The sequence below is a fragment of the Novosphingobium sp. MBES04 genome (assembly GCF_000813185.1).
Taxonomy (GTDB): domain Bacteria; phylum Pseudomonadota; class Alphaproteobacteria; order Sphingomonadales; family Sphingomonadaceae; genus Novosphingobium; species Novosphingobium decolorationis.
Genome location: NZ_DF850488.1, coordinates 2,188,653 through 2,195,092, shown reverse-complemented (window position 1 = coordinate 2,195,092; position 6,440 = coordinate 2,188,653). Strand labels below are relative to the sequence as shown.

Annotated in this window: 8 protein-coding genes and 1 tRNA gene; 5 read left to right on the top strand and 4 right to left on the bottom strand. The window is 68.3% G+C overall.

What is annotated here, in order from left to right; all coding sequences use genetic code 11:
• Positions 1–690: thioredoxin (locus MBENS4_RS09720; RefSeq protein WP_039390432.1), on the top strand; the 690-nt coding region annotated here is incomplete at its 5' end.
• A gap of 88 nt (positions 691–778) precedes the next feature.
• A complete protein-coding gene (locus tag MBENS4_RS09715) occupies positions 779–1,639 on the top strand; it encodes a nucleotidyltransferase family protein (protein ID WP_052322162.1) in 861 nt (286 codons plus the stop codon).
• A 117-nt stretch (positions 1,640–1,756) separates the two neighbouring features.
• Here MBENS4_RS09715 and MBENS4_RS09710 read toward each other — a convergent pair.
• Positions 1,757–1,843 (bottom strand) — tRNA-Leu (locus MBENS4_RS09710).
• A gap of 86 nt (positions 1,844–1,929) precedes the next feature.
• The gene (locus tag MBENS4_RS25330) at positions 1,930–2,133 is read right to left on the bottom strand and encodes a hypothetical protein (RefSeq protein WP_144400883.1); all 204 of its coding nucleotides are present in this window, start codon (positions 2,131–2,133) and stop codon (positions 1,930–1,932) included.
• Between MBENS4_RS25330 and MBENS4_RS26110 the strand changes: the two genes are divergently transcribed.
• Positions 2,125–2,742, top strand: a complete 618-nt coding sequence (locus MBENS4_RS26110; RefSeq protein WP_199904365.1) for a c-type cytochrome — start codon at positions 2,125–2,127, stop codon at positions 2,740–2,742. The two genes, MBENS4_RS25330 and MBENS4_RS26110, sit on opposite strands and share 9 nt — an antisense overlap.
• 168 nt (positions 2,743–2,910) lie before the next feature.
• Here MBENS4_RS26110 and MBENS4_RS09700 read toward each other — a convergent pair whose 3' ends face one another.
• Entirely contained in the window at positions 2,911–3,489 is a 579-nt protein-coding gene (locus MBENS4_RS09700) for a rhodanese-like domain-containing protein (RefSeq protein WP_084592019.1), read from the bottom strand.
• A 95-nt stretch (positions 3,490–3,584) separates the two neighbouring features.
• Between MBENS4_RS09700 and MBENS4_RS09695 the strand changes: the two genes are divergently transcribed.
• The gene (locus MBENS4_RS09695) at positions 3,585–4,352 is read left to right on the top strand and encodes a quinoprotein dehydrogenase-associated SoxYZ-like carrier (protein WP_039390431.1); all 768 of its coding nucleotides are present in this window, start codon (positions 3,585–3,587) and stop codon (positions 4,350–4,352) included.
• Positions 4,349–5,311 (top strand): quinoprotein relay system zinc metallohydrolase 1, encoded by a 963-nt coding sequence (locus tag MBENS4_RS09690; RefSeq protein ID WP_039390429.1) that lies wholly within the window; start codon positions 4,349–4,351, stop codon positions 5,309–5,311. Before MBENS4_RS09695 ends, MBENS4_RS09690 begins: the two co-directional genes overlap by 4 nt.
• 122 nt (positions 5,312–5,433) lie before the next feature.
• On the opposite strand, the gene MBENS4_RS09685 is transcribed toward MBENS4_RS09690, so the two are convergent.
• The gene (locus MBENS4_RS09685) at positions 5,434–6,399 is read right to left on the bottom strand and encodes a hypothetical protein (RefSeq protein WP_039390427.1); all 966 of its coding nucleotides are present in this window, start codon (positions 6,397–6,399) and stop codon (positions 5,434–5,436) included.
• Between the last annotated feature and the right edge of the window lie 41 nt (positions 6,400–6,440).

Here is a 6,440-nt window from a genome sequence, read left to right as displayed (position 1 = left end):
CCCGCTCCCGAGCCGGTGGCCGCAACGCCAGCTCCCGCAGCGCCCACACCGGCACCGGCTCCCGCGCCTGCCCCGACACCACGCGCAGCACCCAGGCCAGCCGGCAAGCCCAAGCTGCGGACCGATGCGGAACGCGCCGAGATGGCGACGCCCGCCTCGCTGCGAAAGCCCCCGGCGGCGGTCTACGACGACACCGAGAACACGGTCCACTACGCCGACGAGCGCAGCTCCAGCTTCGATTTCGCACCGCCCTTCCAGCCCCGCCGCAACTGGGCGAAGATCGGCACCTACGCGGCCTCGATCTTTGCGGTGGTGACGCTGGGCCTGACCGGCGCCATCGCCTGGGGCGGCCTGCCCCGCTGGATCCCCACCCCGCACGAGACCTTCCGGCAGGGCGAACCTGACCTCCAGCTCGATTTCCCGCGCAAGCGCCAGGACCGCCAGCGCCTTGCCGATGGCAGCGACTTCTTCAGCGTCAGCGGCACGATCGGCAACATCGGCAGCGAGACCCGCTACGTGCCCTCGCTGCTGGTCGTCCTGCGCGACGCGCGCGAGCGGATCATCTACGAAAAGGAAATCGTGCCCCCCACGCGCAAGCTGGCGGCAGGGGAAGTCATCACCATCAACGAGGCCCTGACCGACATCCCCAAGGCCGCGACCACCGCAGAGATCGGCTGGAAGCCCGACTGAACCCCCGCAGCGAACGGGACCTGACAGAGCGCCGCGCCCCATGGACCGGTCACGCCGTTGTCATACGTCCGCGCCATAGGGGCCGGGCATGCCTTCCCATCCCCCACACCCGACGACCGTGGCCGAAACCGGCCCTGTCCGCCTGATCGTTCTGGCCGGGCAGCGCTGCCCGTCTTCTGACCCGCTGTCCGAACGCTTCGGTGTCAGCCACCGCAGCCTGATCCCGCTCGCCGGGCGCCCGCTGATCGCCCATGTCCTGCAGACCGGCGCGCAGCACCCCAAGGTCGGCAGCCTCGCCATCTGCATCGAGCAGGAGGCCTTCGATCCGGTCTGGGACGTGCTCACCCGCCTTCCCGGCCGGGGCGCGGTCACTCTCGTCGAAGCGCGCGAGGATGTTGCCCAGAGCATTCGCGCCGCCGCGCAAGGGTGGGATGGCCCGCTCCTCGTCACCACCGCCGACCATGCGCTCCTGAGCGGCGAGACCATCGACCAGCTGGTCACGGCCCTGGAGAGCGCCGACATCGCGCTCGCGCTCGCCCCGCGCGACGCAGTCGAGGCGGTCCACCCCAGCGGCTCACCGCATTACCTGACCTTGCGTGACGGGCACCTGGCGCCCTGCGACCTCTACGGTGTGCGCAGCGCGGACTTCCTGGGGGCCGCCTCGATCTTCCGGGGACGCCGCGCCTCGGTGCGGGTGGCCTTGCGCATTGCGCGCGCCATGGGCCTTGTGGGCCTGATCCTGCTGGCATTGGGCCTCGAGACGCGCAGCGGCGCTCTTGCACGCGCCTCGCGCCGCCTGCGGGCCCGTGTGGAGGCGGTCATCACGCCGGACGGCACGCAGGCCATCGATGTCGGGAACGAGCAGAGCTACGCCATCGTGCGCCACCAGCTCGAAGCGCGCGCGCGCGAAGTGGCAACGGTTCAGGACACCGCCCTCAGCGCCTCCTGACGCCCCCCCCCTGCACGCACCACGCGCACCACGCAGACACGCCAAAAGGCACCAGCCTTCCGGTGTCCTGGGAGGGGTGCCCGAAGGCTTTTATCCGTTTCTTTTCAGAAATCTGCCTGGTGCGGTCGAGAAGACTCGAACTTCCACGGGCTTTCGCCCACAACGACCTCAACGTTGCGCGTCTACCAATTCCGCCACGACCGCTAAATCAGAGGAGCTTTTGAAAGCGTCCCTCGGCAGGAGCGCGCCCCTAGCAAGGCTTTCCGGACCCGGCAAGTGATTCGTTTCGATTATTTTTGCAGCGCTTGCGCCCCCACCGCACCCGCATGGTAAAAACTCCCGCATTTCCGCCATTTCAGGTGAAATTCGGCGCGCAAAAAAAGTTTCAGCCAGCCGCAGTGATGCGGACCAAAGTGCAATATCGGGCGCCGCGCCTTCCATGCGAAACCCTGCGCAAAGATCATGAACGGGGAGAATTTTTCGCCATGCGTCATCCACGCGCCCATTCGCGAGGCCCTGTGACCTCGTCCATCGCCCTTGGCCTTGGTCTTGCGCTGGCCCTCTGCGCCTGTTCGGGCGGCGAGCAGACCGAGGCTCCGACCACGCCGGAACCCAGCGCAAGCGCGACCTTGCCCGAGAGCCCGGCCGAACCGGACAGCCCGCCCGCCAGCCAGCCGAGCGAAAGCCCCTCCCCGCAAGCCGAGGCCAGCCCGAAGCCGAGCCCAACTCCCACGCCCACCGAGGCCAAGGCCGCCCCGGCTCCCAAACCCGCACCTGCGCCGACACCAAGCCCGGAACCTGTGGCCGCAGCCGGCCCGCCCGCGGCCTTCGGGCGCTGCGCGGTGTGCCACAACGCGGAGAAAGGCGCGCCCGACAAGCTGGGGCCCAACCTCTTCGGCACCTTCGGCCACCCGATGGGCCAGGGCAGCTTCGCCTATTCGGATGCGCTCAAGAACGCGGGGCTCACCATGGACGAAGCCACCTTGCACCAGTGGCTGGAGAACCCGCGCAAACTGGTCCCGGGCAACCGCATGAGCTTCCCCGGCATCAAGGACGCGGCCAAGCGCCAGGAGATCATCGATTATCTGAAGAAGCAGCGCTGAGAAGAAGGACAAGGGAAGAGGATTCTATTCAAGGGGCCATCGCCCCTTGACCCCGGAATCGGCGACCTCGCCTTTCTCGGCCAGGGCCGCGCAAGAAAGGTAAGGTCGCCAGGTTCGGGGAGCCATAGGGCAATGGCCCTCGGACCTAATTTCCTACTCCCGTCAGGCTCAGGGCGGCACTGTCAAAGGCGTGACCTCCACGAGGTCACGGCCTGCCGCGTGCCAGCCCTCGACCCCCTCCTCGTACCAGTAGACCTGCCCCACGCCCTCGCGCGCAAGGCGGCGGGCGACGTTCCAGCTCATCCAGCAATCCGAGCGGCAGAATACAATGACAGGCAGGTGCGCGTTCGCGCGCCGCGCCTCGGCAATGGCACCGCGCAGGGCCTCCCAGAGCCGTGCATCGGGCGGACTGCGCCCCGTTTCCGGGTGCCAGAGCGCGCCGGGCACACTGCGGTGGGGTTCGGAAAGGTGCCAGCGCCCCGTCGCCGGATCGCGCCAGCCGCCTGTCACGGGCAGCACATCGAGGAACAGCGCATCGCGCCCCGGCTGCAGCGCCAGCACCTCCGCCTCGGCCATACGCCGTGCCGGAGCGGGATCACGCGCGACCGGGGCTCGGAAGCGCGCGGTGCGGTAGCCCTCGGCATCGAACAGGTCCTCTTCGGACAGAGCACGCTCGGGTGAAGGCCGACCGGGCAAGGGCGCACAGGCCAGCGTCAGCAGGGCCGGGGCCAGCGCGCCCAGTGCCATTCCCCTTTGCCACGCGTGCCTTGCCATCGTGCCTCCCGTCTCGGTCCAAGGTGCAATATGGGAAGGCCCTGCGCCTGCCTACATTGCCCATTGGTATGAAGCGCCTTGCTCTTTTCTCGGCCCTCATGGGCCAGGTCGCCCCGGCCCGTGCGGCAACGGACCTGCCCACAGATCCGCTCGGCTCACCGATGTGGACCTATCATGCCGAGCGCCTTTTCGCAGGCGCGCGCGTCGTCTTCGATGCGCAGGTTGGACTCGCGATCCCGGGCATTGCCGAGAACCAGCGCGTCTTCCCGGTCATGGTCGATGCGCGCGCGGTGCCCGATGTCACCCGTCTGCTGATCTTCGCCGATCTCAACCCGATCCCGCTTGCCATCGACTACCGCCCGCTGGCCGCGCGTTCGTTCCTGGCAACGCGCATCAAGCTCGACCAGCGCACCCCGGTACGCGCCGCCGTGCAGACCCGGGACGGCACCTGGCATGTCGCGGGGCAGTGGATCGATGCGGCAGGTGGAGGCTGCTCGGCCCCGCCGGTCAGCCGGGTGAAGGGCGACTGGGCCGAACACCTGGGCGAGATGCGCGGGCAAACCTGGGCGGAAGGCGAGGACACGCGCCTGCGCCTGACCTTGCGCCACCCGATGGACACAGGGCTTGTCGAGAACATTCCCGCCTACAACCTGGAGACGCTGCGCGTGCTGGGCGAGGACGGGCGCGAACGTGCCCATGTCGCCGTCTCGGGCGCGGTGGCCGAGGACCCGGCCTTCACGCTGCTCCTGGCCGGGCGCGAAGCGCGCTACCGGGTCATCGCGCGCGACACCTCGGGCCGCGAGTTCGAAGCCCGGATCGAAGGCCCCACGCCATGACCCTTTCGCGCCGCACGATGGTGGCAGGGGCGATGGCCCTCCCCGCGCTCGCTCCTGCCCTTGCTCCTGCTCTTGCCAGAGCCGAAGTCTTCGCCGGGAGCTATGCCCCCCAGGCCGAGGCAATCGGCGATGGTGTCTGGATGGTGCGCGGCGCCGACGCGCCGATCCTGTTCGAAAACGGCGGCGCCATTGCCAACAGCGCGTTCCTGGCAACCGATGCGGGCACCGTGCTGTTCGATCCGGGAGTCTCGCTCGCCCATGGGACGGCGCTCGCCACGCTGGCCCGTCGCACGACCGGGCGGGAGGTCGCGCGTGTCTATGTCAGCCACCTCCACCCCGACCACGCGATGGGCGCGGCCGCGTTCGATCCCGCCATCGTCCATGCCCTTCCCGCCACCCGCGAGGGCCTGCTGCGCGATGTGGAGGGGTTTTCCGATGCCATGTACCGCCTGCTTGCCGACTGGATGAAGGGCACCCAGATCGCGCTGCCCCGGGGCGATGCGGCCGCGGGCGAAGTCACCTTTGGTGGACGCACCTTTCAGCTCCTGGCGCTGGACGGGCACAGCGGGGGCGATCTGGCCCTGCTCGACCATGCTACGGGCACGCTGCTTGCCGGCGATCTCGTCTTCCACGACCGTGCGCCGTCCACGCCGCACGCCGACCTTGATCGCTGGCGCCGGGCGCTGGAAACACTGCAGGCGCTCACCCACCGGCAGCTCCTGCCCGGCCATGGCCCTCCCGATACGGGCGCACGCGCCATCGCGCAAACCCGTGACTGGCTGGACTGGTTGGAGAGCTTCTTACGCGAAGCCGTGACCCGCGGCCTGTCGATGGTGGAGGCCGGATACACCGCGATCCCGCCCCGCTTCGCCCCGCTCAAGGCCGCGCGCTATGAACTGGAGCGCAGCGTCAGCCATCTCTACCCCGCGCTTGAGGCCGAGCTGCTCCCCGCCCTCTGAAAAGTCCCGGACATGGTCTCCGGCGGACAGGCGTCAATCGCAGGCGAGGACTTCGCCTTGCGTGGTGCTGTCGAGGCTGGTGAGGAGAAGCTCGTCGAGGAACGGCTTGTGGCCCACCCCGATCAGGACGACCATCGCCCCGCCCACCGCCGAGGCGCTGGCGTGGCGAACATGCGCGGCGATGCGGTGGTTCCGCTCATCCCAGGCGGCCTCCCGGATACGGCCCATATCGTCCTCGAACTCCAGGCGATTGGGCAAGTCGAACTGCCCGCGCACATCCGCAGCACCAAAGCTCTGCGCGTTGATATGGCAATAGACAGGCAGGAGGTCGCCCTTTGCGATAGCGCGATCCGTGATCTCTTCCTGCTCCACGAAATGGGGCATCTGCGTAACCGGCGGCGCTTGGCAAAGGCGGCCTGGAGCTCCTTCATTCGGGGCAGGATCAGGCGCTTGTCCAGGTGCGAATCGATCGACCAGAGTTTCGCAAGGCCCAGCTTTCTGGCCGCGGCCAAGGCCACGCTCACCCGCTCGTTCATCGAGGTACGGTGCGTGTCGAGATAGTGCGCCGCATCCTGGTCGAGCGCGTCCGCAGCGATGCGTTCGCGATAGAGCAGGGCCGTTTCGGGCTGATAGGCAGCCAGGGAAATGTCCAGCCGCTCCAGGCATTCCTCCTGCGACAGACCTGCGGACCCGCTCGTCCACGCAGAGGTCACCTCCGCCGCTTCGAGAGCGCCCATTCCCGTGCGGGACTGGGCGGCGGCGGCAATCTGCAGAAGCCTGGGGCCCACGAACTGTTCGAGCGCCGGTGCGAGAACGGGGCTTGCCTGCATGGTCACGATCTCGAGCGCCGAGAGTCGCTCTATGCCGATGACGCGCGCCTTCGCGGCCACAATCTGGTCGACGACCGTTTTGACGTGCGAGAGGGTGACATCCTCAAGAGCGCTGAGATGCGGCGTTCCCAGAACCATGATGGATGTCAGGTTTTCGGGCGGAACCGATGAGTAGCTGCGGATATCCGCTATTTGCGCCAAGGCCGTCGTGGGCAGAAGGGCGGCCAGCACGGCCGCCGTCATGGCCTGGAAAATCATGTCCTCGCACTCTCCTTGTCGCTCGCCGGATCTGCGCGTCC

What these genes read in the sequence shown, in the direction of transcription:
- MBENS4_RS09715 (WP_052322162.1), top strand. Translation starts at nt 779, where the DNA reads ATGCCTTCCCATCCCCCACACCCGACGACCGTGGCCGAAACCGGCCCT.
- MBENS4_RS26110 (WP_199904365.1), top strand. Translation starts at nt 2,125, where the DNA reads ATGCGTCATCCACGCGCCCATTCGCGAGGCCCTGTGACCTCGTCCATC.
- MBENS4_RS25330 (WP_144400883.1), bottom strand. Translation starts at nt 2,133, where the DNA reads ATGACGCATGGCGAAAAATTCTCCCCGTTCATGATCTTTGCGCAGGGT.
- MBENS4_RS09700 (WP_084592019.1), bottom strand. Translation starts at nt 3,489, where the DNA reads ATGGCACTGGGCGCGCTGGCCCCGGCCCTGCTGACGCTGGCCTGTGCG.
- MBENS4_RS09695 (WP_039390431.1), top strand. Translation starts at nt 3,585, where the DNA reads ATGAAGCGCCTTGCTCTTTTCTCGGCCCTCATGGGCCAGGTCGCCCCG.
- MBENS4_RS09690 (WP_039390429.1), top strand. Translation starts at nt 4,349, where the DNA reads ATGACCCTTTCGCGCCGCACGATGGTGGCAGGGGCGATGGCCCTCCCC.
- MBENS4_RS09685 (WP_039390427.1), bottom strand. Translation starts at nt 6,399, where the DNA reads ATGATTTTCCAGGCCATGACGGCGGCCGTGCTGGCCGCCCTTCTGCCC.